Annotated in this window: 25 protein-coding genes; 12 read left to right on the forward strand and 13 right to left on the reverse strand. The window is 72.9% G+C overall.

From position 1 onward, the window contains the following. Positions 1 to 56 precede the first annotated feature (56 nt). The 3 genes from ACWGJM_RS30250 to lnt all read right to left on the reverse strand — a co-directional run bounded on the left by ACWGJM_RS30250 (position 57) and on the right by lnt (position 3,085). Entirely contained in the window at positions 57 to 857 is an 801-nt protein-coding gene (locus ACWGJM_RS30250) for a 3-hydroxybutyrate dehydrogenase (protein WP_453414905.1), read from the reverse strand. A gap of 55 nt (positions 858 to 912) precedes the next feature. Beyond that, complete coding sequence (locus ACWGJM_RS30255; RefSeq protein ID WP_453414906.1) at positions 913 to 1,407, reverse strand: NUDIX hydrolase; 495 nt, start codon at positions 1,405 to 1,407, stop codon at positions 913 to 915. A 67-nt stretch (positions 1,408 to 1,474) separates the two neighbouring features. Continuing rightward, positions 1,475 to 3,085: an apolipoprotein N-acyltransferase gene (gene lnt / locus ACWGJM_RS30260; RefSeq protein WP_453414907.1), complete on the reverse strand. Its 1,611-nt coding sequence runs from the start codon at positions 3,083 to 3,085 to the stop codon at positions 1,475 to 1,477. A gap of 301 nt (positions 3,086 to 3,386) precedes the next feature. Here lnt and ACWGJM_RS30265 point away from each other — a divergent pair, with 301 nt between their 5' ends. After that, positions 3,387 to 4,394 (forward strand): O-antigen ligase family protein, encoded by a 1,008-nt coding sequence (locus tag ACWGJM_RS30265; protein ID WP_453415005.1) that lies wholly within the window; start codon positions 3,387 to 3,389, stop codon positions 4,392 to 4,394. A gap of 10 nt (positions 4,395 to 4,404) precedes the next feature. Here the strand turns inward: ACWGJM_RS30265 and ACWGJM_RS30270 are convergent, their stop codons facing one another. Continuing rightward, positions 4,405 to 4,950, reverse strand: coding sequence for a hypothetical protein (locus ACWGJM_RS30270; protein WP_453414908.1), 546 nt, complete (start codon positions 4,948 to 4,950; stop codon positions 4,405 to 4,407). An 82-nt stretch (positions 4,951 to 5,032) separates the two neighbouring features. Then, entirely contained in the window at positions 5,033 to 5,818 is a 786-nt protein-coding gene (locus tag ACWGJM_RS30275) for a glutamate racemase (RefSeq protein ID WP_453414909.1), read from the reverse strand. Positions 5,819 to 5,875: 57 nt separating this feature from the next. On the opposite strand from ACWGJM_RS30275, the gene ACWGJM_RS30280 reads away from it, so the two are divergent. Further along, positions 5,876 to 7,051, forward strand: coding sequence for a glycosyltransferase (locus ACWGJM_RS30280; protein WP_453414910.1), 1,176 nt, complete (start codon positions 5,876 to 5,878; stop codon positions 7,049 to 7,051). Positions 7,052 to 7,066: 15 nt separating this feature from the next. Here ACWGJM_RS30280 and ACWGJM_RS30285 read toward each other — a convergent pair whose 3' ends face one another. Continuing rightward, entirely contained in the window at positions 7,067 to 8,452 is a 1,386-nt protein-coding gene (locus ACWGJM_RS30285) for a TerD family protein (protein ID WP_453415006.1), read from the reverse strand. Positions 8,453 to 8,779: 327 nt separating this feature from the next. Here ACWGJM_RS30285 and ACWGJM_RS30290 point away from each other — a divergent pair, with 327 nt between their 5' ends. The 4 genes from ACWGJM_RS30290 to ACWGJM_RS30305 all read left to right on the forward strand — a co-directional run bounded on the left by ACWGJM_RS30290 (position 8,780) and on the right by ACWGJM_RS30305 (position 13,506). After that, on the forward strand, positions 8,780 to 9,211 hold the full coding sequence (locus tag ACWGJM_RS30290) for a DUF6643 family protein (protein WP_453414911.1): 432 nt from the start codon (positions 8,780 to 8,782) through the stop codon (positions 9,209 to 9,211). Positions 9,212 to 9,253: 42 nt separating this feature from the next. Then, positions 9,254 to 10,078 (forward strand): MOSC domain-containing protein, encoded by an 825-nt coding sequence (locus tag ACWGJM_RS30295; protein ID WP_453414912.1) that lies wholly within the window; start codon positions 9,254 to 9,256, stop codon positions 10,076 to 10,078. A gap of 229 nt (positions 10,079 to 10,307) precedes the next feature. Next, positions 10,308 to 10,910: an Rv1733c family protein gene (locus tag ACWGJM_RS30300; RefSeq protein WP_453414913.1), complete on the forward strand. Its 603-nt coding sequence runs from the start codon at positions 10,308 to 10,310 to the stop codon at positions 10,908 to 10,910. A gap of 154 nt (positions 10,911 to 11,064) precedes the next feature. Further along, positions 11,065 to 13,506, forward strand: a complete 2,442-nt coding sequence (locus tag ACWGJM_RS30305; RefSeq protein WP_453414914.1) for a right-handed parallel beta-helix repeat-containing protein — start codon at positions 11,065 to 11,067, stop codon at positions 13,504 to 13,506. Here ACWGJM_RS30305 and ACWGJM_RS30310 read toward each other — a convergent pair. Continuing rightward, positions 13,476 to 15,854 (reverse strand): hypothetical protein, encoded by a 2,379-nt coding sequence (locus ACWGJM_RS30310; protein ID WP_453414915.1) that lies wholly within the window; start codon positions 15,852 to 15,854, stop codon positions 13,476 to 13,478. The genes ACWGJM_RS30305 and ACWGJM_RS30310 overlap by 31 nt on opposite strands. A 288-nt stretch (positions 15,855 to 16,142) precedes the next feature. Between ACWGJM_RS30310 and ACWGJM_RS30315 the strand changes: the two genes are divergently transcribed. Together ACWGJM_RS30315 and ACWGJM_RS30320 are read left to right on the forward strand one after the other, a co-directional pair. Further along, positions 16,143 to 16,973 (forward strand): DeoR/GlpR family DNA-binding transcription regulator, encoded by an 831-nt coding sequence (locus ACWGJM_RS30315; protein ID WP_453414916.1) that lies wholly within the window; start codon positions 16,143 to 16,145, stop codon positions 16,971 to 16,973. 71 nt (positions 16,974 to 17,044) lie between these two features. Then, on the forward strand, positions 17,045 to 17,506 hold the full coding sequence (locus ACWGJM_RS30320) for an SRPBCC family protein (RefSeq protein WP_453414917.1): 462 nt from the start codon (positions 17,045 to 17,047) through the stop codon (positions 17,504 to 17,506). On the opposite strand, the gene ACWGJM_RS30325 is transcribed toward ACWGJM_RS30320, so the two are convergent. Both ACWGJM_RS30325 and ACWGJM_RS30330 read right to left on the reverse strand, forming a co-directional pair. Further along, positions 17,503 to 17,784, reverse strand: a complete 282-nt coding sequence (locus tag ACWGJM_RS30325) for an Imm7 family immunity protein (protein ID WP_453414918.1) — start codon at positions 17,782 to 17,784, stop codon at positions 17,503 to 17,505. The two genes, ACWGJM_RS30320 and ACWGJM_RS30325, sit on opposite strands and share 4 nt — an antisense overlap. Positions 17,785 to 17,812: 28 nt before the next feature. Then, complete coding sequence (locus tag ACWGJM_RS30330) at positions 17,813 to 18,937, reverse strand: PLP-dependent cysteine synthase family protein (RefSeq protein ID WP_453414919.1); 1,125 nt, start codon at positions 18,935 to 18,937, stop codon at positions 17,813 to 17,815. Between the two features lie 353 nt (positions 18,938 to 19,290). Here ACWGJM_RS30330 and ACWGJM_RS30335 point away from each other — a divergent pair, with 353 nt between their 5' ends. Further along, the gene (locus ACWGJM_RS30335; RefSeq protein ID WP_453414920.1) at positions 19,291 to 19,614 is read left to right on the forward strand and encodes a hypothetical protein; all 324 of its coding nucleotides are present in this window, start codon (positions 19,291 to 19,293) and stop codon (positions 19,612 to 19,614) included. A 201-nt stretch (positions 19,615 to 19,815) separates the two neighbouring features. After that, on the forward strand, positions 19,816 to 20,397 hold the full coding sequence (locus ACWGJM_RS30340; protein ID WP_453414921.1) for an ATP-binding protein: 582 nt from the start codon (positions 19,816 to 19,818) through the stop codon (positions 20,395 to 20,397). A gap of 65 nt (positions 20,398 to 20,462) precedes the next feature. Here the strand turns inward: ACWGJM_RS30340 and ACWGJM_RS30345 are convergent, their stop codons facing one another. The 4 genes from ACWGJM_RS30345 to ACWGJM_RS30360 form a co-directional block, all read right to left on the reverse strand. Continuing rightward, positions 20,463 to 20,987, reverse strand: coding sequence for a DinB family protein (locus tag ACWGJM_RS30345; protein ID WP_453414922.1), 525 nt, complete (start codon positions 20,985 to 20,987; stop codon positions 20,463 to 20,465). 82 nt (positions 20,988 to 21,069) lie between these two features. Beyond that, positions 21,070 to 23,631: an ABC transporter permease gene (locus ACWGJM_RS30350; protein WP_453414923.1), complete on the reverse strand. Its 2,562-nt coding sequence runs from the start codon at positions 23,629 to 23,631 to the stop codon at positions 21,070 to 21,072. Continuing rightward, the gene (locus tag ACWGJM_RS30355; protein ID WP_453414924.1) at positions 23,628 to 24,377 is read right to left on the reverse strand and encodes an ABC transporter ATP-binding protein; all 750 of its coding nucleotides are present in this window, start codon (positions 24,375 to 24,377) and stop codon (positions 23,628 to 23,630) included. The genes ACWGJM_RS30350 and ACWGJM_RS30355 overlap by 4 nt, the downstream gene beginning before the upstream one ends. Next, complete coding sequence (locus tag ACWGJM_RS30360) at positions 24,374 to 24,658, reverse strand: SHOCT domain-containing protein (protein ID WP_453414925.1); 285 nt, start codon at positions 24,656 to 24,658, stop codon at positions 24,374 to 24,376. The genes ACWGJM_RS30355 and ACWGJM_RS30360 overlap by 4 nt, the downstream gene beginning before the upstream one ends. 176 nt (positions 24,659 to 24,834) lie before the next feature. On the opposite strand from ACWGJM_RS30360, the gene ACWGJM_RS30365 reads away from it, so the two are divergent. Both ACWGJM_RS30365 and ACWGJM_RS30370 read left to right on the forward strand, forming a co-directional pair. Continuing rightward, positions 24,835 to 25,392, forward strand: coding sequence for a TetR/AcrR family transcriptional regulator (locus tag ACWGJM_RS30365; protein WP_453414926.1), 558 nt, complete (start codon positions 24,835 to 24,837; stop codon positions 25,390 to 25,392). A 12-nt stretch (positions 25,393 to 25,404) separates the two neighbouring features. Next, positions 25,405 to 25,800 (forward strand): (R)-mandelonitrile lyase, encoded by a 396-nt coding sequence (locus tag ACWGJM_RS30370; protein ID WP_453414927.1) that lies wholly within the window; start codon positions 25,405 to 25,407, stop codon positions 25,798 to 25,800. Positions 25,801 to 25,813 lie beyond the last annotated feature (13 nt).

Below are 25,813 nucleotides of genomic sequence, written 5' to 3' on the forward strand. Positions count from 1 at the left end.
TCCGGCCGTCCCGTCGGGCCTGTGGAAAACTTCCCCGCCCGGGGACGCCGGGCCGTTCAGTGGGCCGTCCAGCCACCGTCGAGCACCAGTGAGGTGCCGGTGACGAAGGACGCCTGCGGGCTGCACAGGTACGCCACGGCCTCGGCGACCTCGTCCGGTTCGATGAGCCGCTTGACGGCGCTGTCCTGGAGGAGCACTTCGGACAACACGCGCTCTTCAGGGATGCCGTGCGCCTGTGCCTGGTCGGCGAGCTGCTTCTCGACCAGCGGCGTGCGCACGTAGGCGGGGTTCACACAGTTCGAGGTGACGCCGTGGGGCGCGCCTTCCAGGGCGGCCGTCTTGGACAGTCCTTCCAGGCCGTGTTTGGCGGCCACATACGCCGACTTGTAGACGGAGGCGCGCAGTCCGTGGACGGAGGACACGTTGACGATCCGGCCCCATCCCTGCCCGTACATGTGCGGCAGGGCACCGCGGATGAGGCGGAACGGCGCCTCCAGCATCACGGTCAGGACGGTGTGGAAGACGTCGGGCGGGAACTCCTCGATGGGCCGTACCAGTTGCAGCCCGGCGTTGTTGACCAGCACGTCGGTGCCGGCGGCGGCGTGTTCGGCGGCGTCCAGATCGGTGAGATCCAGTACCTGCGCTTCGACGGTGCCCGCCAGGTCCCGGGCTTGCTCGGCCAGCGCGTCCAGGCCCGCCGCGTCCCGGTCGACGGCTCTCACCTTCGCCCCGGCGGCCGCCAGCCGCAGGGCGCAGGCGCGGCCGATGCCGCCGGCGGCGCCGGTGACGATGGCGGTGCGGCCGCCGAGGTCGAGGGAGAGGGCGTGGGGGCCGGGCGGGACGCTGGGCGAGGTCATGCTCACCACCCTAGGCAGCGTCCAGCCACCACCACATATGGGCCGGACACATACTTCAGTGGGGAGTGGTGGAGTCGGATCCCATGGGGTCGAACCAGGTGGGTGCGTCGGACATGGCCTGCTTGACCCGGAACACCGCGAATTCGTTGAGCTCCGGCAGGGCGTCCACCTCGAACCAGCCCACCTCGAGGGACTCGTCGTCGTTCACCCGTGCCTGGCCGCCGACGGCCCGGCAGCGGAAGGTGATGTCCATGAACTGGCAGACGTCGCCGTTGTCGTAGGTGACGGGATCCAGCGCCTGGACGAGGACCACCCGCTCGACGACGCAGTGCACCGCCGTCTCCTCGTGGACCTCCCGTACGGCGCAGACCGCCGGCTGCTCACCGGGCTCCGGGATGCCGCCGATCACCGACCATCTGCGGGTGTCGGACCGGCGGCCCAGCAGCACGCGGCCCTCGTCGTCGAAGACGATGGCGGTGACTCCGGGGAGCCACAGCAACTGGTGTCCCGCGGAACCGCGGATCGTACGGATGAAGTCAGGGGTTGCCATGGACCGACCCTAACGGGCCGGTCCGGTCACTCCGGCGAACTCGGCAGGGCGCACGACCGGCGTACGGCTACGCGTCGGCAGCGCGCCGACCGCGCAGGCCGGACCCGATCGCCCAGCCGAGTCCGCCCGCGGCGACGAGCACCAGGGCGATCTCGGGCAGGATGCCCAGCCGGGTGGCGGGCGTCTCGGAGCTGCGCAGCGGCACCTTCTGGACCAGGTAGGCGGGCACGAACATGCCGGTCTTCTGGGTGATCTTCCCGTCGGGCATGATGATCGCGCTGACGCCGCTGGTGACCGGCACGGTCACGGTCCGGCTGTGCTCGACGGCACGGATGCGGGACATCGCGAGTTGCTGGTAGGTCATCTCGCTGCGGTCGAAGGTCGCGTTGTTGCTCGGCACGGAGATCATCTGCGCGCCGTCGGTGACCTCGGACCGCACGGCCCAGTCGAAGGCGGCCTCGTAGCAGGTGACGAGGCCGACCTTGGCTCCGTCGAGGTCGAACACGCCGGGCTTGGTGCCGCGGCTGAAGTCCTGGCGGACCATGGTGGTCCAGTTCTTGTTGATGGCCCCGAGCAGGGACCGCAGCGGGAGGTACTCGCCGAACGGCTGGATCTGCCGCTTGTCGTACGTCTGCGTGGGGCCCTTGGCCGGGTCCCACAGGATCTGCTCGTTGTACAGCTTGCCGTCGCGCTCGACGACGCCACCGACCGAGATGGGCACGCCGACGGCCCTGGCCGCCTCGTCGATGACGATGGCCGCGTCGGCGTTGGCGAAGGGGTCGATGTCGGAGGAGTTCTCGGGCCACAGGACGAAGTCCGGCTTGGGCACCTTGCCGGCCTTGATGTCGGCGGCCAGCTTCCTGGTCTCGCGCGCGTGGTAGTCGAGCACGGCGCGCCGCTGGGCGTTGAACTCCAGACCGGAGCGCGGCACGTTGCCCTGTATGACCGCGACGGTCGCGGTGCCGTTCTCGGCCTTGTCGCTCACCAGCGGCCGGGCGGCGACCGCTCCCGCGACGGGAACGGCGACGCTCAGCAGGGCGGCGGCAGCGGCCCCGCGCCGCACCGCCCGGGTGCGGCGCCCCTCGACGACCAGGCGCCCGGCCTCGTACAGCCCGAAGCCGCACAGCGCGACCGCGAAACCGAGCACCGGGGTGCCGCCCACGGCGGCGAGCGGCAGGAAGACGCCGTCCGCCTGCCCGAACGCGATCTTGCCCCAGGGGAAACCGCGGAAGGGCACGCGCGCGCGTACCGCCTCGCCCGCTATCCATACGGCGGCCGCCCAGACCGGCCAGGCGGGCAGCTTGGAGACGGCGGCCACGCCGACGCCGACCAGCGCGACGAAGACCGCCTCGATGGCGACCAGCGCGAGCCAGGGTCCGGGGCCGACCTCCACGCCGGTCCACACCAGCAGCGGCAGCAGGAAGCCCAGCCCGAAGAGGTAGCCCAGGCCGAGGGCGGCCTTCCAGCTGCGGTCGCGCAGGACCCAGGCGAACCCGGCGAAAGCGGGCAGCGCCAGCCACCACACGGTGCGCGGCGGGAAGCTGAGGTACAGCCCTACTCCGCAGAGCGCGGCGGTGGCGGCCGGGATCAGTCGGGCCAGCCGGTTGCCGAGCCCGGTGGGCGGGGTCCGCGGGTGCAGCTGGTCGGACTGGTCCACGGAAGTTGCGGTGACGGTCACTCCGGGAGTGTACGGCGGGCGACGTTGGCCTTGGCAGGACGGTCCGGAGGGCGGCATGAGGGCGACATGCAACACTCCTGCGGTCAGGAACCGCATCTTTCCTGCGCAACTCGTCCACAAAACGGTCATCAACCGTTACGGTGTGCCCCAGCTTCTGTCGTGCGGTCGGCCAGGGCCCGGGCGGCGGGGACTGCCACAGGTCGGGGGACCGGGTACGGGGAGCGGCGGGGTGGGATCCACACGGACGGCGTCCGCGGTGCACGCGGAGCCGGACAGCGACAGACGAAACGTTTCTGACGCGATGGGCGTCATCGTGCTCGGAGGCTGCGCCGGCTGGTCCCTGATCAGCGCGGCGGCGCACGACGGCCGCCCGGAAGGCGTCCTCCTCGCGGTGCTCGCGGTGGCCGCCGGCTACGCCTCGGGCCGGATCTCCGGCTCGCTGCTGCCGGTCGCGGCGCCCTGCGCGGGAGCACTGGCCGGGCTCGGGCTGGCGGTGGCCCTGCCGCACCTCGACGCGGGACCCCAGGTCACCACTCCGCTCGGGCACGCCGGTGCCTGCGCCGCGCTGCTCACCCTCGCCGCCGGAGCCGCCTGTTGCGCGGCCTGGGCCACGTCGGCTCCGGCACTGCGGTTCGCCCTGCGGCTCCTGGCCGCCGGGATCGCGGTGACCGCGGCCGTCATGGGCTCGGCCGCCGGCTGCGCCATCGGCGGCGCCGTCCTGCTGTGCTCGCTCGCCGCCGGCCGGATGCGCCCGCGCGGCCTCGGCATCGCGGGCCTGGCCCTGGCCGCGGCGCTGGTGACCGGCACGGCCTGGGCGGTGGCCGGGAACATCCTGACGGCCGGGCTCACCACGTCCCTCGAGAGCCGGCTCGCTCCGCGCCGCATCCAGCTGTGGCACGACGCACTGCGCCTGGCCCACCGGGAGCCGGCTCTGGGCGTGGGTCCCGGCCGGTTCGGCGAGCTGAGCTCCACCGCGTCCCAGGCGCTGTGGCCCGACGGCAAGCCGCACTCGGCGCCGTTGCAGCAGGCCGCGGAGCAGGGGCTCGTCGGCGTGCTGCTCCTGGCCGCGGCGTTCTGCTGGGTCCTGTACGCCCTGTGGCACTCGCCCCGCTCCACGCCGGTCGCGCTCACCGCGGGCGCGGCCCTGACCGGGCTCGCCGCGATCGCCGCGGTGGGCGACGCGCTGAGCTTCACCACGGTGTCGGCGGGCGCCGGACTGCTGGCCGGGCTGGCCACGGCCCGGCCGCTCACGCCCGACGGTCCGGAGGGCGACGGGGACACTCCCGTACGGGGCACCCGACTACGCTGAGGCGGCCGCCTCAGTGGGCCGTGCCCTGTGTGACCGTGCGCAGCCGTTCGCGGATGACGCGCACCGCCGACTCCGCGTTGTCCACCGTGATCGTGAACGTATGGCCGTCCCACAGCCGCAGCACGATGCCCTCGCCCCGGCGCACGACGACCGCGGTGCCCTTCTCGGGCCGCCAGCGATAACCCCAGCCGCCCCAGTGGCGCGGGGTGACGTGCGGATCGAAATCGGCGCCCGCCACATGGGAGAGGGGGATGCGGCGGCGCGGTACGCCGACGTGGCCGCAGCGCACCTCGAGGCACTCCTGGTCCACCTTCAGGGCGACGTGCACGAACGCGAGAGTGCCGAAGAGGACCAGCAGACCTGCCGCGATGCACCCGACGACGGACATCACCAGCGGGGCGATGCCGGACGTCCAGGCGGAGTCGACGGCCAGCTCGATGCCGAGGGCCACGCAGGCCGCACCGGCCAGCGCCAGCAGCCACTGGACGCGGTTCGTGGCGCGTCCGGTCCACACGTCGGCGTGGGGCGCGCTCTCGTCGTGGATGTGGTGCCTCATGACTATGAGACTACTCAGGTTTCGCTGCGCGGGTACCGCGTCGCGGAGGGTGATGGTGCCGGGCGGCGCGGCCCGCCCCGGCTCAGCGGGCCGCAGTGGCGGCCGCGAGCAGCCGGCCTTCCTCGTAGCTCAGCGCGGTGTCGGGCAGTTCGGCCTCCCGGCCGCTGAGCAGCGCCGTGAGAGAGCCGCCGGCGGGCGCGTCGGGAGCGGGCAGCTCACCTATCCGGCGTAGTGCCTGCGCCACGACCGCTCCGGCGGTGCCGTGCAGGATGAGCGGGGCGCGGCCTGGCTTCTGCACGGCCGCACGGATGCGACCGGCGACGAGTTCGTAGTTGGTGCAGCCCAGGACCAGGGTCGTGATGTCGTCGGGGGTGCGTGCCGCGGCAGCGGCGACCGCGGCGTCGATCGCCGCGTCGTCGGCATGGTGCACGGCGTCGGCGAGCCCCGGGCAGGGCACCTCGGCGACGTCCACGCCCGCCGCGAACTCCTCGATCAGCCCGCGCTGGTAGGGACTGCCGGTGGTGGCGGGCGTCGCCCAGATCGCGACGGGCCCGCCGCCCGCGGCGGCGGGCTTGATCGCCGGGACCGTGCCGATGACGGGAATGCCGGGCTCCAGGTGTGCCCGCAGCTGGGGCAGGGAGTGCACGGACGCGGTGTTGCACGCGACGATCAGCACGTCGGGGCGGTACGCGGCGGCGGCCGTGGCGACGGCCAGGGCGCGTTCGGTGATGTCCTCCGGGGTGCGCGGCCCCCAGGGCATGCCGTCCGGGTCCCAGGAGAGCACGAGATCGGCGTCCGGCCGCAGACGGCGTACCGCGGCAGCGGCGGGAAGCAGTCCGATTCCTGAGTCCATGAGCGCGATCTTCACCCGGCCACGATAGACGATGCGCCCTTGACGGCCGTTCCGGTGGGGAAGACTGCGCGCGTGATCGCCATCGTGTGGACCGCCTCCGCATCCCTCGCCGCATGGCTGTGGCTACTGCTGTGCCAGGGCTTCTTCTGGCGCACGGACGTCCGGCTGCCGCCCCGCCGGGACCCCGAGACGTGGCCCTCGGTCTGTGTCGTCGTTCCGGCCCGGGACGAGGCCGCCGTCCTGCCCGCGAGCCTGCCGTCGCTGCTGGCGCAGGACTATCCGGGGCGGGCGGAGGTCTTCCTCGTCGACGACGGCAGTACGGACGGCACCGGTGAGCTGGCCCGCGAGCTGTCGCGGCGCCACGGCGGCCTGCCGCTCACCGTGGACTCCCCCGGTGAGCCACCCGCTGGCTGGACCGGCAAGCTGTGGGCCGTCCGCCACGGCATCGCCCTGGCACGCGCGCGTGACCCCGAATACCTGCTGCTGACGGACGCGGACATCGCGCACGCGCCGGACAGTCTGCGGGAGCTGGTCGCGGCGGCGCGCACCGGCGGCTTCGACGTCGTCTCCCAGATGGCCCGGCTTCGGGTGGAGAGCCTGTGGGAGCGGCTGGTGGTACCGGCGTTCGTCTACTTCTTCGCGCAGCTGTATCCGTTCCGCCGGGTCGCTCTGCGCGGGGCGCGCACGGCGGCCGCGGCGGGCGGCTGCGTCCTGCTGCGCGCGGAGACGGCCGAGCGGGCACGGATCCCGGACGCCATCCGGCACGCGGTCATCGACGACGTGGCACTCGCGCGCGCGGTGAAGGAGGGCGGCGGTCACATCTGGCTGGGCCTGGCCGACCGGGTGGACAGCGTGCGCCCCTATCCGCGGCTGCACGACCTGTGGCGGATGGTCTCGCGCAGCGCCTACGCGCAACTGCGGCACAACCCGCTGCTGCTGCTCGGTACGGTCGCCGGGCTCGTCCTGGTCTATCTGGTGCCGCCCGCGGCCGTGCCGGCGGGCGCGGCCGCCGGCAGTACGGCCGCCGTGGTCACCGGAGCGGCGGCATGGCTGGTGATGACGGTGACGTACGTCCCGATGCTCCGCTACTACCGGCAGCCGCTGTGGCTCGCTCCGCTGCTCCCGTTCACCGCTCTCCTGTACCTCCTCATGACGGTCGATTCCGCGGTGCAGCACTACCGGGGGCGCGGGGCGGCCTGGAAGGGCCGTACGTACGCCCGGCCGGACGCCGTGCCGGACGAGGGCTGACTCCGGCCGGGGCCGCTACTTCCGGCCGGGGGTCCAGTTCATGCCCCACCCGTAGGCGCGGTCGACCGTCCGCTGCGGGCTCACCCCGTACTCCGGCACGAGGTAGCGCACCTCGCGCCGGACGATCAGGTCGCCGCCGGTGTTGGTGATCAGGGCGAGCGCGCACACGGTCGACGGGACCGTGCACTCGTCGAGCGAGAAGTCGATCGCGGCGCCGTGCTGGGGCTGGAGGGTGACCGTGGCGTGCAGGTCGGCGAAGGAGTCGGCGCCCTCGTAGACGGTGACGAAGACGAGGACGCGCCGGAAGTCGCGCTGGTGGTCGAGGTTGATGGTGAGGTTCTCGCCGCTCGCGACGGCGCCGGTGCGGTCGTCGCCGTCGAGGTGGATGTACGGCGGCCGGTGCAGCGACCCGAAGGCGTTGCCGAGGGCCTGTACGACTCCCTTGCGGCCGTCGGTGAGTTCGTACAGGGCGCACAGGTCGAGGTCGAGGTCCGCCGCCCCGCGTCGTCGGCCCCGGCCGGCGGACGGTTTGCGCGTCTGCCAGTTGAGGTTGACCCGCATGGCGCCGGACGTGCCGCCCTGCTTGGCCAGGGACACGGTGGGGGCGGCCTTGGTGAGTGTCACCTTGGTGAGGCGCACGGGCGCGGAGGCGGGGACCTGAGGCGGTGGCGTGGTGACCGGCGCGGTGACGGGCGGGCTGGTGGGCATCGGCGGGGCGGGGGGAGGCGCCACGTGGCGAGGCGGGGCGGGGGCGGCGGGTGGGGCGGCCGGAACAGCACGTGGGGTCGGAGCGGCGGGCGGGATCGGAGCGGCGAGCGGGGCCGGTGCCGGAGGCGCGGCCGGTGCCGAGGGACGTGCGGTCGCGTGCGGCGCCGGCTGCTGCGGCTCGTCCACCGTGATGCCGAAGTCGGTGGCCAGGCCCTCCAGTCCGGTGCTGTAACCCTGGCCCACGGCACGGAACTTCCAGGCGCCCTGGCGCCGGTAGAGCTCCCCGAGGACGAAGGCCGTCTCGACGGTCGCGCCCGGGCTGTCGAAGCGAGCGACCACGGTGTCCTGGGCGGCGTCCCTGACCTCGATGTACAGGCCGGGCACCTGGCCGAACGTGCCGCCGTCCGCGGAGGCGGCGAGGACAACCCGCTCGATCACGCCCTCCACACGCGCGAGGTCCACGAAAAGCGTGTCGGTCACCCGCTCTCCGGCGTTCCGCTTGCCCTCGTGCCGGACCGCGCCGGAGGAATGCGCGGGCTGGTTGTAGAAGACGAAGTCCCCGTCGGAGCGAACCTTTCCGGACTCCAGAAGCAACGCCGAGGCGTCCGCGTCGGGGACGCCGGGTCCGGGGCGCCAGCCCAATTCGACACGCAGGGCCGTCGTGGGCACCGGCGTATTTGATCCTTTCGACATTGTCATGTCCGCCCCCATCACGGGTCACCGCCGGGTCACACCCGGTCCGTCCTCGTCATCCCTGACTCATGCCTGGCTCTCGCCTGGCTCATCCCTACCCGGACAACCTATTCGCGTGGCCGGCGAACGCCCATGAAGGGCACAGGAAGATCGCGGCCAACCCTCGGTAACCCGCCCGGAACTCGGCCTTTACAAGATCGAGGCCTTGAGTGACGTCCATTTTTGCCAAGTTCGCTCGGATTGGGGATGCCCCGTCACCGCCGACACGGAAAACAACCCTCTTATCGGTCTCCCCAACCAGCACACTGTGGGCTTAACTTATGTGCCATGACCTCCCCCCGCTCCACTTATGGTGGCGGCTACTACTCCGCCTCCTTCCCGGACACCCCGATCTACGACTCGCTCGTGGCCGAGCGGGGTACCCCGCAGATCGCCCCGATCCGGGTCCCCGCCGCATACGACTCGGGCAGCCACCTGCCCGCGCTGCCGTCGGCACTGCCCGCGCTCCCGTCGGGCCCCTCCCAGCAGGTCCCCGTCTACGGCTATCCGCAGGCGCAGCAGCCGGCCCCGCTTCAACAGGCACCCACGGCCTACATCCCGCAGCAGGCCACCGCGCCGCGCGGCTACCCCGGCCCGCAGCCGCAGCAGCCCCGGCCCATGGCGCAGGGCACCGGCTACGAGGCGATGCGCCCCGCGGCCCCGCGGCCCGCGCCTCCGTACCAGGAGCCGTACAACAACCAGCAGTACCGCGGCTACTGACCGGCTTCCCCGGTTGTCGCCGCCACCTGGCACGATGACGTCATGGGGAACGCCGAACTGCAGTCGATCCACGTCCATCCGGTCAAGGCGCTCCGGGGCTTCTCGCCCCGGCAAGCCGTGGTGGAGCCCTGGGGGCTGGCCGGAGACCGGCGCTGGGCACTGATCGACGACGGGGGAAAGGTCGTCACCCAGCGCGAACAGCCGCGCCTCGCACTGGCCGCTGCCGAACTCGTGTCCGGCGGCGGTATCCGTCTGTCCGCACCCGGCCGGGCGCCGCTCACGGTCCCCGTGCCACGGCCGGTGGGCACGGTCACGATGGAGATCTTCGGCACCAAGGTGGAGGCCGTCCCGGCCGAGGAGGCCGCGGCCGCCTGGTGCACCGGCCATCTGGGCACCTCCGTCCGCCTCGTCCACATGGACCACCCGGCCACCCGCCGCCCGGTGGATCCGGACTACGCGCTTCCCGGCGAGACGGTGAGCTTCGCCGACGGCTTTCCGCTGCTGGTCACCACCATGGGCTCTCTCGACGCCCTGAACTCCCTCCTCGCGCAGGGCGACCACGCCCACGAAGGGCCGCTGCCCATGAACCGCTTCCGGCCGAATCTGGTCGTGGCGGGCACGGAGGCCTGGGCCGAGGACGACTGGTCGCGCATCTCCGTCGGTGAGGTGGTCTTCCGGGTCGCCAAGGTCTGCGGGCGGTGCGTCGTGACCACGACCGACCAGGAGACCGCCGAACGCGGCCGGGAACCCCTGCGCACCCTGGCGCGCCACCGCCGCTTCGGCAGCCGACTGGTCTTCGGGCAGAACCTGGTGCCCGAGTCCCCCGGCACGGTCCGGGTGGGCGACCCGGTGCGGATCCTCGCGTAGCGCTCCGGGGTCCGGGCTCGTCCGGTCGGGGACAGCGCCCGTGATACGGCTCCGAGATCGCGCCGCCGGCCGGGAACCGGAGGGCCGTGGCCGGTCGTTGGCAGGGCGTGAGAAGTTCATGAGAGGTCCCGGTCGCGGTCAGGGGTGATTTCGCTCTCTCTTCGACCGGACCCGGGCGTGAACGGCTCCGGCGGGGGTTATCACGGAGCGGGAAGGGGGGTGCGGGACGGTGCGGGCAATCGGCGGACTCTGGCGCTGGCGGAACAATCCGCTGCGCCGCACGACCGATCTGGTCGAGGCATGGCTGGCCCTCGTGGCCCTGCTGCTGATAGTGGTGGCCGCCCCCGTGATCGGCGCACTGGTCGGCGCCGTGGCCCAGGACTCCCTCCAGCGGTCGGTCCGGGCCCAGCACGACTCCCGTCACCTGGTGACGGCCACGGTGACGCGCAAGCTGGACCCCGCCCCGCTGGACCCCGAGCCCGACACCACGGCGCACGACACCCGCACCCGAGTCCTGGCCGCCTGGACCGCCCCCGACGGCAGCCGGCAGCACGACACGGTCCTGATACCCCTCAAGTCCCCGCACCCCGGTGACCACTTCCGGCTCTGGACCGACCTGCACGGGCACATGGCCGCCCGCCCCCTGGACTCGGCGACGGCCACCACCCACGCCGTGCTCGCCGGGTTCGGCGCGGCGATGCTGGCCGCGGGCGCGGTCGAGGGCGGCAGACGCCTGGTCGTCTGGCGTATGGTCCGCCGCCGGTACGCGCGTTGGGACCAGGCCTGGGACCGGGCGGGCCCGGACTGGGGCAAGGCCGGCACCGGCAGCTGACGGCCTTACGGCTCTGGTCAACCCACCGCCCGCACGCACGCTACGGTGGTCCGGCCGAACCCTTCGGCATCAACCCGCGTGCGAGCGAGCCGCAGGGGCGCGCCCCGAAGGCGAACAAGCCTGCAATACGACGATGTGGGGGCACAGCAACGCCATGGCACAGGGCACGGTCCAGGTGACGCACACCGGCACGTCGCGGTGGCGGCGCCGCACGGGTGAGTACGCTTCGCTCGCCGCCGCTCTGGAGGCCGCGGCCGACGGTGACGTCCTCACCGTCGCCCCGGGTACGTACCGGGAGAACCTCGTCGTCCAGCGGGCGGTGACGCTGCGTGGCCCCGAGGGCTCGCCCGGTTCCGTGCGCATCGCGCCCCCGGACGGGGTGCCATTGACGGTGCGCGCCTCGGCGGTGGTGCGGGACCTGCACGTCGAGGGCCAGGACGCGGCCTCTCCCGCCCTGCTCGTCGAGGAGGGCACACCGGAGCTGATGGACGTGCGGGTCGTCACCCGGTCCGCCTCGGGCATCGAGGTCCGCGGCGGCGCCCGTCCGACCGTGCGCCGCTGCACCGTCGACAATCCGGCCGGCGTCGGCATCGCCGTACTGGACGGCGGGGGCGGGGTGTTCGAGGAGTGCGAGGTGGTCGCGGCCGGCCAGTCCGGTGTGGCGGTCAGCGGCGGCGGGCACCCCCGGCTGGAGCGCTGCCGGGTGCACCACTCGTCGGGCCCGGGTCTGACCGTGACCGGAGACAACTCCGCGCTGGAGGCGGTGGGGTGCGAGGTGTACGAGGTCCGGGGGTCCGGGGTGCAGGTCACGGCGCGGGCCACCGCGCACCTGACCGACTGCGATGTGCACCGCACCACTGCGGACGGCGTCACACTCGACACGGACGCGGTGCTCACGCTCGCCGACTGCCGTATCCACGACATCCCGGAGAACGCGGTCGACCTGCGCTCCCGCTCGGTCCTGACCCTGACCCGGACGACGGTGCGTCAGTTCGGGCGCAACGGCCTGTCGGTGTGGGACCCGGGCACCCGCGTGGACGCCAACCAGTGCGAGATCTTCGACAGTACGGGCGACTATCCGGCGGTGTGGGTGAGCGACGGCGCCACCGCGGTGCTCGACTCCTGCCGGGTGCACGACGTGCCGGACGCGCTGTTCGTGCTGGACCGCGGCTCGCGCGCGGACGTGGTCGACAGCGATCTCACCCAGGTACGCAACACGGCCGTGTCGGTGAGCGACGGGGCGACCGCCCAGCTCGACGACTGCCGGATCCGGGAGGCGGCGACCGGCGCCTGGTTCCGTGACCACGGCAGCGGCGGCACGCTCAGCAACTGCACCGTGGACGGCACCCAGACGGGTGTGATCGTCACCAAGGGCGCCGACCCCGTCATCGAGCGGTGCACGGTCGACTCCCCCGCGGAGGCGGGTTTCTACGTGTCGGCGGGCGGCCGGGGCAGTTTCCTCGGCTGCCGGGTGACGGGCAGCGGCGGTTACGGCTTCCACGTCATCGACGGCTGCCGTACGACCTTGCGGAAGTGCCGCACGGAGCGGTGTGCGCGCGGCGGCTACGAGTTCGCGGACGCGGGTCCGGACGCCGCGCCCGGCAGCGGTCCGGTCGTGGAGGACTGCACGAGCGACGAGAGCGGCGGTCCGAGGCTGTCCGCGGCGCGCGAGACGGCCATGCAGACGGCGAGCCAGTCCCCCGGCCTGCTGGGCCTGATCCCCGACCAGCGGGCCGACGCCCCGCAGACCCCGGCCGCTGCCCCCGTCGCACCGGAGCAGGCGTCCCGGACGTCCAAGGACGTGCTCGGTGAACTGGACGCGCTGGTCGGCCTGGAGAGCGTCAAGCGGGAGGTCCGCGCCCTCACCGACATGATCGAGGTGGGCCGGCGCCGGCAGCGGGCGGGCCTGAAGGCCGCGTCCGTCAAGCGGCACCTGGTCTTCACCGGCTCCCCCGGCACCGGCAAGACCACGGTCGCCCGCCTCTACGGCGAGATCCTCGCCTCCCTCGGGGTGCTGGACAAGGGACATCTCGTCGAGGTGTCCCGTGTCGACCTGGTCGGCGAGCACATCGGATCCACCGCGATCCGCACCCAGGAGGCCTTCGAACGGGCGCGCGGCGGTGTGCTGTTCATCGACGAGGCGTACGCGCTGTCGCCCGAGGACGCCGGCCGTGACTTCGGCAAGGAGGCCATCGACACTCTGGTGAAGCTTATGGAGGACCACCGGGACGCGGTGGTGGTGATCGTCGCGGGCTACACGGCGGAGATGAAGCGGTTCCTGTCCGTCAACCCCGGTGTGGCCTCCCGCTTCTCCCGGACCATCACCTTCGGCGACTACGGCCCCGAGGAGCTGCTGCGGATCGTGCAGCAGCAGGCGGACGAGCACGAGTACCGGCTGGCCCCGGGCGCGTCGGAGGCCCTGCTGAAGTACTTCACGGCCATTCCCAAGGGCCCCGCGTTCGGCAACGGCCGTACGGCGCGCCAGACCTTCGAGGCCATGGTCGAGCGGCACGCGAGCCGGGTCGCGCAGCTCGCCGAGCCGACCACCGACGACCTGACCCTGCTCTACGCCGAGGACCTGCCCGAGCTGCCCTGAGGTCCGCCGTGCACGTGCCGCGGGCCCGGCAGATCGGGGCGCAGCCGGGCCAGCAGACGTGCCCGCTCCTCGGCGAACACCGGGTCGGCCTGGTAGTCGGAGTGGCCGAGCAGGGGCGCGGGCAGCGGATGCTCGGCGGTGCGGCCGTACGCCAGCGGGTCCTCGAGCGGGGTGTGGTCCACCACCGGGCCGCAGTCGCCGGGCAGGCGGATCGGGCCGCCGATGGGGTCGGTGAGCCGGTAGAGGTTGCGCCAGCAGGCGACCTCCCGGTGCAGCGAGGCGAGCGCGGCCGGGCCGAAGTGGGCCGGGAACCAGCGGCCGTACAGACGTTCGAGCGGGGAGCCGTACGTCAGCAGGGCGACCCGGCCGCGCACGGCGGGTGTGAGCTGCCAGGCCGCGGCGGCCGCGAGCACGCTGCCCTGGGAGTGCCCGGACAGCACCAGGCGCCCGCCGGTGCGCCGCGTCCAGGTGGCCATCCGCCAGGTGAGGTCCGGTACGGCGCGCTCGGCGTAACAGGGTGGCGCGAAGGGGTGCGCGGCGCGCGGCCAGAAGGTGCCCACGTCCCACAGGATGCCGATGGTGCGCCGGGCCGAAGCGTCCTTGTAGGCGCGCCGGCCCCAGGTGACGAACAGTATGAAGCCGATGCCGACCAGCCAGGAGCCCAGTGCCTGCGAGGTCTCGGCGGCGCCCCGGACGACGTCGTAGGTCCGCCCGGCGGCCTCGCCGGGGGTCCGGCCGGTCAGCCGGGCGCCGGCCAGGGCCCCGGCGCCGAGCAACAGGGTGGCGGCGGAGAGGACGCCGACGACCAGGGGTCCGCGGTCGGTGAGGGCGGCCATGGCGCGGGTGCGGGCGATACGGCGGGTGCGCGCCCGGTCCTCGGGTTCTCCCCGGTGCTCGCGCTCGACCCGGCTCCGCTCGGCGCGGGCGAGCCGGTGGGTGCGCCGGGCCAGCCGGGCGGCCAGCGCCAGCAGCACCAGGAGCAGGGGCGGGATCACGGAGGCCTGCCAGGTCAGCAGCACCGGCGGGCCGTCGATGGCGGCGCCGGTGCCGTCCAGCCAGTCGGCCACGCGCTGCGCGACACCGCCCGACATCACACCGCCGAGCGCGCAGGCGAGGAGTACGACCGCCGGTCCGCCGAGTCCGCGCATCGCCGCGCGCGGATCAGGGGCCGAACGGTGCAGCAGGTACGCCACCACGCCGAGCACGACGGCCAGCAGGCCCTGGACGAGGGCGAGGCCCGCGAAGGCGGTGTCGCCGGGCAGGCGACCGGAGGAGTGCCAGCCCGGCCGGGACCAGCCGGCGTACAGCACGACGAGGCCGAGCAGGAGGAGGGCGCCGAGCGGCAGCCGTCGTACGAGGTGCTCGTCGAGCTCCTGGTCGAGGCGGTTCTCGCTGCGGCCCCGACGGCACACCACGGCCACGGTGACGGCCGCCCAGGCGAGCAGCGCCACCGCCAGCAGTCGGCCCAGGGTGTCCAGGGCGGCGGGCCCGCCGGGCCGGCGGTCGAAGCCGGCGGCCGGGCTCAGCACCGCCGCGGCGACCGTGAGCAGGCCCGCGGCGGTGTGGGCGGCGCGCAGCCGGGCCACCAGGCGGCGGCCGTACCAGAAGCCGGGGCGGCCCAGCGAGGTGGGGCCGGTCTCCTCGTCGGGCTCGGGTGCGCGGTCGAGCGGCTTCTGGGACTCGTACGCGCTCCAGGTGCGGTGCGAGAGATACCAGAGGAGGGCGGTGAGGGCGGCCGGTACGAGGGCGGCCACGGCGAGCCGCCGCCCGGGCCGGCTCCACCAGCCGGCGCCGGACCCGGCGGGCGAGAGGAAGCCCAGCCAGGAGTGCCGCCGGGCGCAGGGGCTGGCGCCCGCGCACTGCCAGGCCGCCAGGTCGAGGGCGACCTCGCAGGCCGCCGCGACCAGCAGCACGGTCAGGGTGAGCCCGGCCAGCCGCACCAGCAGCCCGTACAGCCGCACCGCGCGGGACCGGCCGGGTGCGGCGGGGCGCATCCAGTGGGCGAGGTTGACCACCATGAACGGCAGCAGCAACAGCCACAGGGCGCGGGCGCCGTTGCCGGAGGTGAGGTTGCACCAGACGTACGCCTCCGGCACGGGCCCGGCCCGGTGGCCGCCGGGTCTCTCCCCGCCGCCGGCGTCTTCGGCGCCGGCGTCTTCGGCGCGCCGGAACACGGCCGCCGTGTCATCGCCGGTGACGCGTACCGTGCGCGGATCGCCGAGCATCTTCTCCGGTGTGGTGCCCCCGACTCCGTGGACCAGGAGTTCCAGGGCGGCGCCGGTGTCTTCGAGCCGCGTGGTGAGGCCGCTCGCCCCGCCCGCGGCGGTACGTTCCTGTGCACGTTCCACTGTTCGCACTTCCCCCGTGACGCGCCGATGGCTTGTGTCCGTGCATGCACCAGGATCACCCGTTGCGCTGTGACGTACACCACTCATCATGGAATCTCCCCGATCCGCATGAAGAGCGGCGGTACATGTGATGTCCGAATGACATGTGCGCGTCGATGCGGTAGTGGCGCCACCGGGGCCCTCCCGTGACAAGATGGGACGCCCTCGCACCGGGGACGGACGGAACGTCCTGGTCGGAGCAGGTGCGAAGGCGAGGCGGACGGCTGAGGCGAAAGGACCGGAGCGTACGTGAGCGAGAATCAGAACCTCCTCGCGGAGCAGCGGCGCGCCCTGATCCTCGATGAGGTCCGGCGCCGCGGCGGCGTGCGGGTCAACGAACTGACCCGCAAGCTCGGCGTGTCGGACATGACCGTGCGCCGCGATCTGGACGCCCTGGCCCGCCAGGGGGTGCTGGAGAAGGTGCACGGCGGCGCGGTTCCGGTGGTCGAGGCGAGCACGCACGAACCCGGCTTCGAGGCCAAGTCGGGTCTGGAGCTGACCGCCAAGGAGGACATCGCGCGGTCCGCCGCGGAGCTGGTCACGCCAGGCACGGCGATCGCACTGTCGGGCGGTACGACGACCTATGCGCTGGCCCACCACCTGGTCGAGGTGCCCGACCTGACCGTGGTGACGAACTCGGTGCGGGTCGCGGACGTCTTCCACGCGGCGCAGCGCACCTCGGGCCAGCGGCAGGGCGCGGCCACGGTGGTGCTGACCGGCGGGGTGCGCACCCCGTCCGACTCCCTGGTGGGGCCGGTCGCCGACCAGGCGATCGCGGCGCTCCACTTCGACATGCTGTTCCTGGGGGTGCACGGGATATCGGTGGAGGCCGGGCTGTCGACGCCGAACCTGGCGGAGGCGGAGACCAACCGCCGGCTGGTGCAGTCCGCACGGCGCGTCGTGGTGGTCGCCGACCACACCAAGTGGGGGACCGTGGGCCTGAGCTCCTTCGCCGCGCTGGAGCAGGTCGACACGCTGGTGACGGACGCGGGTCTGCCCGCCGAGGCGCGGGCGGAGATCGCCGAGCACCTGCGACGACTGGTGGTGGCGGGCGAGCCCGACGAGGTTGCAGACATCTGACACGACGTCAGCTAGGGTGACCGGCCGAGCGTCCGCTGCCCGTCGAGATCCCACGAGGGGGTCTGTCGCCCATGGCTCACCGTCTGCGCCCGGTGGGGATCGACTTCACCGAGACCGCCCCCGTCCGGCTCGTGTTCGCCCGGGAGATGGCCGCGGCGCCGGAGACGGTCTTCCGCGCGCTCGCCGAGGACGTGCCCGGCTGGCAGCAGTGGTTCTCGGCGGTGGCGTCCGCCCGGCCGGCCGAGGGCGGACGGGAGATCCGGCTGCGGGGCGGTATCCGCTTCGAGGAATCGGTCCTGCTCGCGAAGGCGCCGGAGGTGTACGCCTACCGCGTCGACGTGACGAACGTTCCCGGCGCCCGGGCCTGGGCCGAGGAGTGGCGGCTCGCACCGGCCGGCACCGGGACCCGGGTGCGGATGAGCTTCGCCCTCGACGGAACGGCCCCGTTCCGCCTGGTGTGGTCCCTGGCCCGTCCGGGCGTGGGCCAGGCGTTCCGCAGGGCGGTGGCGGCACTGGACCGGCGACTGGCCTAGGACCCCTCGATGCCGAAGGTGTCCTCCAGTGCCGGGACGCACGGCGACAGCAGCGTCTCGGTGTGCTCGCTCACCGTGCCCCGGACGAGCCTGCGGACGCGGATCTCGTTCTCGTGGCCGGGGTCCTCGTCGTCCCGGATGTCGACGAGCCCGTAGGACCCGGGTGCCACGGACCCGACATGGGCCAGGATGTCGGCGACCTCGGCGGAGCGGTGGTTCTGGTGGCCGCCCGGATCCAGCCGTGGTATTCGAACAGGCGCCGATCCCAGAGGGGTCATCCCCTCGGCCGCCGGGACGGCGGGCCGGTCAGGCCGGCCACACGCCTGTCAGCAGCAGCGAGTCGATCGCCGCGGTGTACGGCGTGATGTCCAGCCCCTGTTCCGCCAGCCACGCGTCGGAGTAGTACTTGTCGAGGTAGCGGTCGCCGGGGTCGCACAGCAGGGTGACCACGCTGCCCGTGCGTCCCTCGGCCACCATCTCGGAGACGATCTTCAGGGCGCTCCACAGGCCGGTACCGGTGGAGCCGCCCGCCCTGCGGCCGATGGACCGCTCCAGGGCGCGTACCGCGGCGACGCTGGCGGCGTCCGGGACCTTCATCATGCGGTCGACGGCGCCGGGTACGAAGCTGGGCTCCATACGGGGACGGCCGATGCCCTCGATACGCGAACCGCAGTCGCAGGTGACGTCCGGATCGCCGGTGGTCCAGCCCTCGAAGAAACACGAGTTCTCCGGATCGGCGACACAAATGCGGGTGTCATATTGCATGTAGTGGACGTAGCGCGCGAGGGTCGCGGAGGTGCCGCCGGTGCCCGCCGTGGCGACGATCCACGCCGGCTCCGGGAACCGCTCCAACTGAAGCTGTCTGAAGATGGATTCGGCGATGTTGTTGTTGCCGCGCCAGTCCGTGGCCCGTTCGGCGTAGGTGAACTGGTCCATGTAGTGGCCGCCGGTCTCCACCGCGAGGCGGGCGGACTCCTCGTACATCTTCCGGGAGTCGTCCACGAAATGGCACCGTCCGCCGTGGAACTCGATGAGGCGGCACTTCTCGGCGCTCGTCGTGCGGGGCATCACCGCGATGAAGGGCACACCGATCAGCTTGGCGAAGTACGCCTCGGAGACGGCCGTCGAGCCGCTGGAAGCCTCGATCACCGGGCGGCCCGGACGGATCCAGCCATTGCACAGGCCGTAGAGGAACAGGGAGCGGGCGAGGCGGTGCTTGAGGCTGCCGGTCGGGTGGGTCGACTCGTCCTTCAGGTACAGGTCGATGCCCCACTGCTCGGGCAGCGTGAAGCGCAGCAGGTGCGTGTCGGCCGAGCGGTTGGCGTCTGCCTGCACTTTACGGACGGCCTCTTTCAGCCAGCCGCGGTAGGCGGTGTCACTGCGGTCGACGTCGAGGGTGGTGCCGGTCCGGGCCTGTGGGGTGGTGCTCACGACGGGGCTCCTTACGCTTCGCGCCGACGGCGCCTCACGCGGCCGACAATCCGATGATAAGCAGCTTCCGTACCGCTTCCCACCTGCATAAACGCTTCTTTGGGCGACCCAAAGGCGCCCCTGGGGCAGTCTGGTGCGGACCAGTGCGAACCACGGGGGGCGCATTCATGCGAGTGCTCCGGGCGCCGGTCGCACGCGCCCCTTGCGGACTGGTGCTCGGCGGCACACGCGGGCAGACTGCACCGACGGGACGGGGGCGCACACTGGATCACACGGACGTACGAAGGGCAGGGCCGGATCACGACCCGGAGGGGCTCGGGTCCGGCGAGCGACGCGCAAGGGGGCGGCGAAGGATGGCGGAGCCGGAGTTCACGGCCACGGGCGTGCGGATCGGAAAGCGGCTGCGTTCGCTCACCCGGGCCGGACAGGTCCGGATCAACGACGGCAGGCTGGAGTTGCTCACCAGTTACGGCAGCGAGATCGACAGCGCGCCGGTGCAGGCGGTGCGTGCCTCCAAGCCCTGGTTCGCCCCGGAGGACCGGGCCCTGGCGGACCTCAACGGCAAGCGGTACCTGCTGACCCTGGGCGAGCACGACCCCGCTCCGGGCGAGCCGGGGCCGCCCGCGGCACGCCGGTTCATCGAGGCCGTGCGCCGGGCCGCCGGACACGGCGGCTGAGCGCGGCGAGTTGCGGGACCGCACCCCTTGCGTCACTCTGGTTCCACGTCACTCTGGGTTTACCGGCGATAACGCTGCGAACCAGCCCGCCGGCCACGACAGCAGGCGGACGTTTGGACGCAAGCACCCTGCTGGATCTGTTCTCCGTGTTCTCCGTGTTCCTCCGGGTTCGACCGGACCTCACATCGGGGAGTCGCAGCCGTGATCAGTCATCCAAAGCACTGCACGGTGGAGCTCCAAGCCCTGCCGTCGCGGATCGGCCAGGTCCGCAGAATCGTATCTGCGCAGTTGCGCTACTGGCATCTGGACGCGTTGATAGACCGGGCCTCGCTCGGTGTGACCGAGCTGCTGAGCAATGTTCACCGGCACGCCCAGCCGGACAAGTTGTGCACGGTGGAGATGGAGCTGGTCCTCGACCGGCTCATGGTGTCGGTGCGCGACCACGATCCGCGCCTCCCCGTGGCCGGGGACATCGCGGATCTCGGGCCGCTGGCCACCTGCGGGCGCGGGCTCGCGATGGTGGCCGCGGTGAGCGAGAGCTGGGGCGCACGGCCGGACGGCGACCAGGGCAAGGTCGTGTGGTTCACGCTGCCCGCGCCCTCGGCGACCGACCGGCAGCCGGCCCGTCCCCCGCGGCGCGCGACCACCGAGGCACCCGCACGCCGTTTCGAGCCGGTCGCGGTGGAACCCGCGGCCTGTGCTCCCGTCCCGGTACACACTCCCGTCCCGGTGCACACTCCCGTCCCAGTCCACACTCCCGCCCGGTCGACCGTCGCCGGTTGACCGGGCGGGCGGGAGCCGGGCGGGCGGGCGGCTCGGGCCGGGGGACGGTGGAACGGTTCGCGCCCTCAGCGTTGAGCCGTGGTGCTCGCCCCGTCCAGGGCCTCCCTGATGATGTCCGCGTGCCCGGCGTGCTGGGCCGTCTCCCTGATCAGGTGCAGCAGGATCCGGCGCGCCGACCAGTGGACGGTCTCCGGCGGGGACCAGGGCGTCCTGGGGAGAGGCACGGTCGTACCCAGGTCCGGCGACGCGGTCACGGCTTCTTCCAGCGTCCGCGCCGTGACCGCGTACAGATCCAGCAGCCCCGCGAGCGTTTCGCCGTCGGTCATGCGGTACTGGCCCGTGTCGAGCATGCCGTCCGGCAGCTCTCCGTCCCCCTCGGCGAGGATCTGCGCCCACACCCGCTGGCCCTGGGCCATGTGCTTGACGATGCCGCCCAGGGTGAGCTCACTGACGGTGGTGCGCCGCATGGCCTGCGCGTCGGTGATGCCGCGGACGGTGATCAGCAGGAGCTCCCGCTGCTCGGCGAGGGTGCCCAGCAGTTCACCGTGCTCGGCGGGAAGGGGCGAGGCGCTTTCCGGAGAAGTGGTCATGGGCCGACCGTAGGAGGCATGTAGGTCAGACCATGACCTCGATCGGACTCGATCAGCCCCGATCCCGGCCCCGCCGAGGGGCTCATTCCGTGGCGATCGCGCGCAGTACGTCGAGGCGGGCCGCACGGCGGGCCGGGCGCAGGCCCGCGAGGGCGCCCGCTGTCAGGCCGACCAGGGCGACCACGGCGAGGCGTGCCGGGGGGAGGGCGAAGGCGAAGGTGCTGTCGCTCGCGCCGTCCGAGGCCTTGACCAGGACCCAGCCGAGGAACGTGCCGAGACCGAGGCCGCCCACGGTGCCGAAGGCGGCGACCAGGACCGACTCCCAGCGGACCATGGCCCGCAGCTGGGACCGGGTCTGGCCGACCGCCCGCAGCAGGCCCAGTTCGCGGGTGCGTTCGTGGATCGCCAGGGTGAGGGTGTTGGCGATGCCCAGCAGGGCGATGAGGACGGCCAGGGCGAGCAGCGCGTAGACCAGTGTCAGCATCATGTCGATCCCGGCGGCCGAGGACTGCGCGTACTCGTCGCGGGTCTGCACCTCGGGGTTGCCGAACCGCGCGGTCACCGCACGGACCGCCGCCTTGCCCGCGTCGGGGCTCACCCCGGGCCGGAAGGACACGGCGACGAGCGTGTCGCTGTCCTGGGTGCGGTGCGGGGCCCAGGCGGCGCGGGTGACGACGTAGTCGCCGGCGAGTTCGGAACGGCCGTACACCGCGCGGACGGTGAAGGGCAGTGTCGTACCGTCCGTGAAGGTGAGGCGGGTGGTGCCGCCCGGCCGCAGGTGCCGGCGGTCGGCCTCCTGCCGGGTGATCGCGATGCCGTCCGCGCCCAGGTCGCGCAGGGAGCCCTGGACCGTGCCCAGATCGAAGGTGCGGGCCAGCGCGGCCGGGTCGGTGACTGTCAACGCCCGCCCGTGGCCGTCGACTTCGGCGACTCCCCGGCCGAGTCCGACGGCGGTGTCCACCTCGGGCAGCCGTTGCAGGGCGGGGGCGAGCCGGGGGCTGAGTCCGCTGCCGCCCGCGCCGAAGGACGGGGTGCTGACGGCGACGTCGCCCGCGAAGGACCGTGACACCGTCCGGTCCATGGTCGCCTTGAGCGAGGCGCCGAACACGGTGAACAGCGACACCACGGCCACCCCGATCATCAGCGCGCTCGCCGTGGCCGCCGTCCGCCTGGGACTGCGCAGGGCGTTGCGCCGGGCGAGGGCTCCGGTGACACCGCGCAGCCGGTGGAGGGGGCTGCCGAGAACACGTACCGCCGTGGTGGCGGCGACCGGGCCGAGGACCAGGAACGCGGCCAGGGCGAGCACCGCGCCGAGCCCCGCCGGCCACAGGGACGGTGACATCAGGACGCCGGTGAGGGTCACCGTGAGCGCCAGCGCGGCCAGGCCCGCTCCGGTGACCGCGCGGACCCGGGAGACGCCCGAGACGTCGACGGCGGTCTCCCGCAGCGCGGCCAGCGGGGCCGTGCGTCCGGCCCGTACGGCGGGCAGCAGCGCGGAGGCCAGGCAGACCACGACGCCCACGGCGAGCGGCAGCGCCATCGACAGGGACCTGACCACCAGGTTCCCGTCGGGGAAGGGGAATCCGATGGCGGGGAACAGGGCCTGGAGTCCGGCGGCGATCCCGATGCCGCCGGCGAGTCCGGCGGCCGACGCGGTGACGGCGACCGCGGTCGCCTCGGTGAGGGTCGACGCGGTGACCTGGCGACGGGAGGCGCCCAGCGCGCGCAGCAGGGCGTTCTCGCGGGTGCGTTGGGCCACGACGATCGCGAAGGTGTTGTGGATGGAGAAGGTCGCGACCAGCAGGGCGACACCGGAGAAGACCAGCAGGAGGCTGGTGAAGAGAGTGAGGAACTGGCTGGAGACCATGTCGGTGTTCTCCCGCGCCGACTCCTGGCCCGTGATGGCCTCGACCCCCTTGGGCAGTACGTGAGTCAGCCGGTCGACCAGCTCCCGCCCGCCGATGCCGGGACCGGCCCGCACCTGGATGCTCGCGGCCTGACCGGGCCGGGCGGTGAGGTACTTCTCGGCGTCGGCCTGCGTCATGCCGGTGAAGGTCACCTGTGCCATGCCGTCCTGCCCGCCGAAGGTCGCGAGTCCGACGACGGTCACCTTCACCGGGTCCGGGGTGCGCAGTGTCGTCGTGTCGCCGATGCGCAGGCCGCCCTTCTTCGCGGCGCCACGGTTGACGACGATCTCGCCGGACCGCGCCGGGGCGCGGCCCTCTGCGAGCCGGTACGGGTTGAGTTCCGGGTCGGCGATCCAGTTGCCGGCGAGGGTGGGCGGGCCCTGGCCACCGATGGGTTTGCCGTTCCTGCCGACCAGTTGGCCCGCGCCCTGGATGTCGGGGGCGACGGCCGCCACGCCGGGGACCCGCTCGATGGTTCTCACCAGCGAGGTGCCGACCGGCCGCCGCACGCCCTGGCTCTGGCCCGGGGCGGTGATGGCGTCGGCGCCCCGGACCACGGCGTCGGTACCGGCGGTGGCGTCGCCGAACATGGTGCCGAAGCCGGCCCGCAGCGTGTCGCCCATGACCAGGGTTCCGGCGAGGAAGGCGACCCCGAGGAACACCGCGAGGAACGTTCCGGCGAAGCGCCTCTTGTGGGCGCGCAGCGAGGCGAGGCTCAGGCGCAGCGAGGCGTTCATGACCGCACCTCGAAGGCCTTCATCCGGTCCAGCACCCGATCGGCGGTCGGCGCCTCCATCCGGTCGACCAGGCGGCCGTCGGCGAGGAAGACGACCTCGTCGGCGTGGGCGGCGGCGACCGGGTCGTGGGTGACCATGACGACCGTGCGGGACGTCTCGCGCACCGCGCGGCCGAGCAGGCCGAGGACTTCCTCTCCGGCCCGGGAATCGAGGTTGCCGGTCGGCTCGTCGGCGAAGACGACGTCCGGCTGCCCGGCGAACGCCCTTGCCACGGCGACGCGTTGTTGCTGACCACCGGAGAGTTCGGAGGGACGGTGGTGGAGGCGGTCGCGCAGGCTGACGACGTCGACCAGCGCGTCGATCCACTCCGGGTCACCCCTGCCACCCGCGAGGTCCAGGGGCAGCGTGATGTTCTCGGCGACGGTGAGCGTCGGCACCAGGTTGAACGCCTGGAAGACGAAGCCGACACGGTCGCGGCGCAGGAGGGTGAGCCGGCGGTCGTCCAGCCTGCCGAGAGGGGTGTCGCCGACGTACGCGGCTCCCGAGGTGAGGGTGTCGAGTCCGGCCGCGCAGTGCATCAGCGTGGACTTGCCGGAGCCCGAGGGCCCCATGATCGCGGTGAAGCGTCCGGCGGGGAAGTCCACGGTCACCCCGTCCAGGGCCCTCACCTCTGTGTCGCCGCGGCCGTACACCTTGACGGCGTCGACGACCCGGGCGGCCGTTCGCACGGTGGTCGCCGTCGTCATGCCGCACCGCCCTTGCGGCCGAACTGCTCGTCCAGGACCGACAGCCGGCGCCAGTACTCGTCCTCGTCGATCTCGCCGGAGGCGAAGCGGCGGCCGAGGACGGCGAGAGGCGAGTCGCCGGACGGGCGGGGGTCGTCCAGCATGCGCCACGGTCCGCGGCGGCCGCGCCACACCGTGCGGCGCAGGACGGCGGCGACGCCGATCACGACGGCCGCCCAGATCAGCGGGAAGAAGAGGATCCAGGGGCCGGGGCCGCCGTTCCAGGCTGCGAGGGTCTGCATCTCGGGTCATCTCCTGAGTAGGTCCGGTGGTGATGCCTCGAGACTCGCGCCGCGGAGGGGTCCGGGTCGTCGTACGGCCAGCGGCAGTGCGCGTACCTCCTGGGGAGTACGAGCATCCTTTCGCGCTGCTCCGTAAAGTCTCGACTTCTGTAACTACTAGTATGTACAGTGAGCGCATGAGCACTTCGGACCGACTCATCGAGTCCACCCGTGAGCTGCTGTGGGAGCGCGGTTATGTGGGCACCAGCCCGAAGGCGATCCTGGAGCGCGCGGGCGCCGGACAGGGCAGCATGTACCACCACTTCAAGGGGAAGCCCGACCTCGCGCTGGCCGCGATCCGGCGGACGGCCGAGGAGTTGCGGGCTACCGCCGAGGGAGTACTCGCCGGACCCGGGACTCCGTACGAGCGCATCGAGGCGTATCTGCGCCGCGAGCGCGACGTGCTGCGCGGCTGCCCGGTCGGGCGGCTGACGATGGACCCGGACGTCATCGCGAGCGACGAGCTGCGCGCTCCGGTCGACGAGACGCTCGACGCGATCCGCGAGCTGATCGCCGGGATCGTCGAGGAGGGCAAGGAGCAGGGCCAGTTCGCGCCTTCGCTGGACGGCGAGGAGATCGCGGCGACGGTCCTGGCCACCGTGCAGGGCGGTTACGTCCTCGCCCGCGCCTCCGGCTCCCCCACCGCCTTCGACGCCGGTGTCCGAGGGCTGCTGTCCCTGCTCGCCCCGCGATAGGAGCGCACGCACGTGCACATCACGAGGAAACGCCCCGACACACAGCAGGGCCCGGCCGAGAACTTCACCGGCCCGGTGTGGCTCGACGAGGTGGCCGCGCCCGAATCCCCTTCCCGGCTGCGGCTGTTCAACGTGCACTTCGCACCAGGCGCGCACACCGCCTGGCACCGGCACCCGCACGGCCAGGTGCTGCACGTCCTGGAGGGTGAGGGACTGGTCCAACGCAGGGGCGGCTCCGTCGAGGCGATCCGGGCCGGCGACACGGTGTGGACAGCGCCCGGCGAGTGGCACTGGCACGGCGCGGCGCCCCGCACCTTCATGACGCACCTCGCGGTCGTCGAGGCCGCCGAGGACGGCACCACCACCGAGTGGGACGCGCACGTGGCCCCCGACGACTATCCGGCCTGAGGAAGGATCCCGG

This window comes from Streptomyces sp. NPDC054834 (assembly GCF_053611185.1).

Coding starts and splice junctions, on each gene's coding strand:
- ACWGJM_RS30270 (WP_453414908.1), bottom strand. CDS start 4,950: ATGAGGCACCACATCCACGACGAGAGCGCGCCCCACGCCGACGTGTGG.
- ACWGJM_RS30335 (WP_453414920.1), top strand. CDS start 19,291: ATGGCGGAGCCGGAGTTCACGGCCACGGGCGTGCGGATCGGAAAGCGG.
- ACWGJM_RS30285 (WP_453415006.1), bottom strand. CDS start 8,452: ATGTCGAAAGGATCAAATACGCCGGTGCCCACGACGGCCCTGCGTGTC.
- ACWGJM_RS30255 (WP_453414906.1), bottom strand. CDS start 1,407: ATGGCAACCCCTGACTTCATCCGTACGATCCGCGGTTCCGCGGGACAC.
- ACWGJM_RS30345 (WP_453414922.1), bottom strand. CDS start 20,987: ATGACCACTTCTCCGGAAAGCGCCTCGCCCCTTCCCGCCGAGCACGGT.
- ACWGJM_RS30360 (WP_453414925.1), bottom strand. CDS start 24,658: ATGCAGACCCTCGCAGCCTGGAACGGCGGCCCCGGCCCCTGGATCCTC.
- ACWGJM_RS30350 (WP_453414923.1), bottom strand. CDS start 23,631: ATGAACGCCTCGCTGCGCCTGAGCCTCGCCTCGCTGCGCGCCCACAAG.
- ACWGJM_RS30325 (WP_453414918.1), bottom strand. CDS start 17,784: ATGACCCCTCTGGGATCGGCGCCTGTTCGAATACCACGGCTGGATCCG.
- ACWGJM_RS30250 (WP_453414905.1), bottom strand. CDS start 857: ATGACCTCGCCCAGCGTCCCGCCCGGCCCCCACGCCCTCTCCCTCGAC.
- ACWGJM_RS30305 (WP_453414914.1), top strand. CDS start 11,065: ATGGCACAGGGCACGGTCCAGGTGACGCACACCGGCACGTCGCGGTGG.
- ACWGJM_RS30355 (WP_453414924.1), bottom strand. CDS start 24,377: ATGACGACGGCGACCACCGTGCGAACGGCCGCCCGGGTCGTCGACGCC.
- ACWGJM_RS30365 (WP_453414926.1), top strand. CDS start 24,835: ATGAGCACTTCGGACCGACTCATCGAGTCCACCCGTGAGCTGCTGTGG.
- ACWGJM_RS30265 (WP_453415005.1), top strand. CDS start 3,387: ATGGGCGTCATCGTGCTCGGAGGCTGCGCCGGCTGGTCCCTGATCAGC.
- ACWGJM_RS30295 (WP_453414912.1), top strand. CDS start 9,254: ATGGGGAACGCCGAACTGCAGTCGATCCACGTCCATCCGGTCAAGGCG.
- ACWGJM_RS30290 (WP_453414911.1), top strand. CDS start 8,780: ATGACCTCCCCCCGCTCCACTTATGGTGGCGGCTACTACTCCGCCTCC.
- ACWGJM_RS30320 (WP_453414917.1), top strand. CDS start 17,045: ATGGCTCACCGTCTGCGCCCGGTGGGGATCGACTTCACCGAGACCGCC.